The following is a 2,643-nucleotide window of genomic DNA, read 5'->3' as shown; positions in this document are numbered from 1 at the left end:
GGGAGCGTGGCCCGCGCGGCGGGGGCGCGTGGCGGTGCGGGGCCCGCATGGGGGCAGTACCCCGGCGGCCGACGCGCCGCCGCCCGTGACAACGCCTCGAGCGGAGCCGAGGGCCGGCGCCGCGTTCGAGCGCCCCGCGCGGCGCAGCGAGCCCGGCGCGCCGGCAACCGCGAACCCGCACGACGCGTTCGATCAGCTCGCCAGCGCGCTGCGCGCCGAAGCCGCCGCGTCCGCACCCGCACCCGCACTCGCGCCCGCAGTAACGGCCACGGCCACGTCGGCTGCTTCCACCGCAGCCGCCATCGCTACGCCGGCGGCCTCGCCCGCAAGCGCGCCGGTCCCGCCTGGCCCGGTCAACGGCACCGGGAGCACCACCGGCACCGCTGACATCACCACGCTGGGCGAATCCGGCCGCATGCTCCGCGTGCGCGCCGACAACCTCGACCGCCTGCTGTCGCTATCGGGCGAATCGCTGGTCGAGTCGCGCTGGCTCAAGCCGTTCGCGCAATCGATGCTGCGCGCCAAACGCGTGCAGCGCGACAGCGCCCGCGCGCTCGATCAGCTGCACGCCACGCTCGCGGATTTGCCGCTCGATCCGGCCGCGCTGAGCACGCTCGAAGAACTGCGGCGCCTGACCGCCGAAGCGCAGCAACTGCTCGGCGAACGTCTCGCCGAGCTGGAAAGTTTCGACCGCCGCTCGACGCATCTGTCGCAGCAGCTTTACGACGCCGCGCTGCAATGCCGCATGCGCCCGTTCGGCGACGGCACCGGCGGACTCGCGCGCATGGTGCGCGACGTCGCGCGTTCGCTCGGCAAGAAAGTGCGCTGGCAACTGATCGGCGGATCGACCCAGGTGGACCGCGACATTCTCGACCTGCTCGAAGCGCCGCTCGGCCACATGCTGCGCAACGCGCTCGATCACGGCATCGAGGCCCCCGCCGTGCGGCTCGCGCGCGGCAAGCCCGAGGAAGGCTCGCTCACGCTGGAAGCGCGCCACAGCGCCGGCGCGTTGCAGATCACCGTCTCCGACGACGGCGCCGGCATCGATCTCGATGCCCTGCGCGCGTCGATCGCGCGCAAGAAACTCGCCAGCGAGGAAACCGCCGCGCGGCTCTCGGAAGCCGAACTGCTCGACTTCCTGTTCCTGCCCGGCTTCTCGCTGCGCGACCAGGTGACCGACGTGTCGGGCCGCGGCGTCGGACTCGACGCGGTGCACGACGTCGTCAAGCGCGTGCGCGGCACCGTGCGCATCAGCCAGGAGCCCGGTGTCGGCACGCGCGTGCAGATGCAGTTGCCGCTCACGCTCTCGGTGATCCGCAGCCTGCTCGTCGAAGTCGCGGGCGAACCGTACGCAGTGCCGCTCGCGCACGTGAACCGCACGCTGCACGCGAGCCGCGCGGACATCGAACTGCTCGAAGGCCATCAGCACATCGCGTTCGGCGGGCAGCGCATCGGCGTCGTCACCGCGCACCAGATTCTCGAGACCGCGCCGCCTGTCAACGCAAGCGGCACGGTCTGCATGGTCGTGATCGGCGACGGGCCGCAGACCTACGGCGTGGTGGTCGACCGTTTTCTCGGCGAACGCATGCTGGTCGTGCAGCCGCTCGACGCGCGGCTCGGCAAGATCCGCAACATCACGGCCGGCGCGTTGATGGAAAACGGCGACCCGGTGCTGATCGCCGACGTCGACGACTGGCTGCGCTCGGTCGAGCGGCTCGTGACGGGCGGCACGCTGAGCCATGCCCAGCACGGCGGCGTCGAAACCGCGCGGCGCGCGACACGGCGCGTGCTCGTGGTCGACGATTCGCTGACCGTGCGCGAACTCGAACGCAAGCTGCTCGCGACGCGCGGCTACGACGTGACGATCGCCGTCGACGGCATGGACGGCTGGAACGCGGTGCGCAGCGAGCGCTTCGATCTCGTCATCACCGACATCGACATGCCACGCATGGACGGTATCGAACTCGTCACGCTCATCAAGCGCGACCCGCAGCTGCAAGCGCTGCCGGTCATGATCGTGTCGTACAAGGACCGCGAGGAGGACCGCCGCGCCGGTCTCGATGCGGGTGCGGACTATTATCTGGCCAAGGGCAGCTTCCATGACGAAGCGCTGCTCGACGCCGTGCGCGATCTGATTGGCGAAGCCTACGGATAAGACAGATGAAGATCGGAATCGTCAACGACATGCCGCTCGCCGTCGAGGCACTGCGGCGCGCACTCGCGGCGCGCGAGGACTACGAAGTCCTGTGGGTCGCACAGGACGGCCAGCAGGCCGTCGATTTCTGCGTCACGCAGCGGCCCGACATCGTGCTGATGGATCTCGTGATGCCCAACGTCGACGGCATCGAGGCGACGCGCCGCATCATGGCGCGCGCGCCGTGCGCGATCCTGATCGTCACCGTCGACGTCGGCGCGAACGCATGGCGCGTCTACGAAGCGATGGGCGCGGGCGCGCTCGACGCGGTCGATACGCCCTCGCTCTCGGGCCCCGACGCGCACAAGAGCATCGCCATGCTGATCGCCAAGGTCGACAGCGTGGCCGCGCTCGTGAAGGAGCGCCACGCGCCGCGCGCGGCAGCTCCCGCGGATGGCGCGAGTGTGCGCGGCCCCGTGCCGCCGCTCGTCGCGATCGGCGCCTCGGCG

2 protein-coding genes are annotated in these 2,643 nt (G+C 70.9%); both read left to right on the top strand.

Annotation, left to right across the window (positions count from 1 at the left end; genetic code table 11):
• Nucleotides 1–2,155, top strand: a 2,155-nt coding sequence (locus F3J20_RS31620) for a hybrid sensor histidine kinase/response regulator (RefSeq protein WP_240162970.1), incomplete at its 5' end; no start/stop codon positions are given.
• Nucleotides 2,156–2,160: 5 nt separating this feature from the next.
• The coding region (locus F3J20_RS31615) for a response regulator (RefSeq protein WP_167285827.1) at nt 2,161–2,643 on the top strand (483 nt) is incomplete at its 3' end.

This window comes from Paraburkholderia sp. Cy-641 (assembly GCF_011752945.1).
Lineage (GTDB): Bacteria > Pseudomonadota > Gammaproteobacteria > Burkholderiales > Burkholderiaceae > Paraburkholderia.
This window is presented reverse-complemented; position numbering and strand designations above follow the sequence as displayed.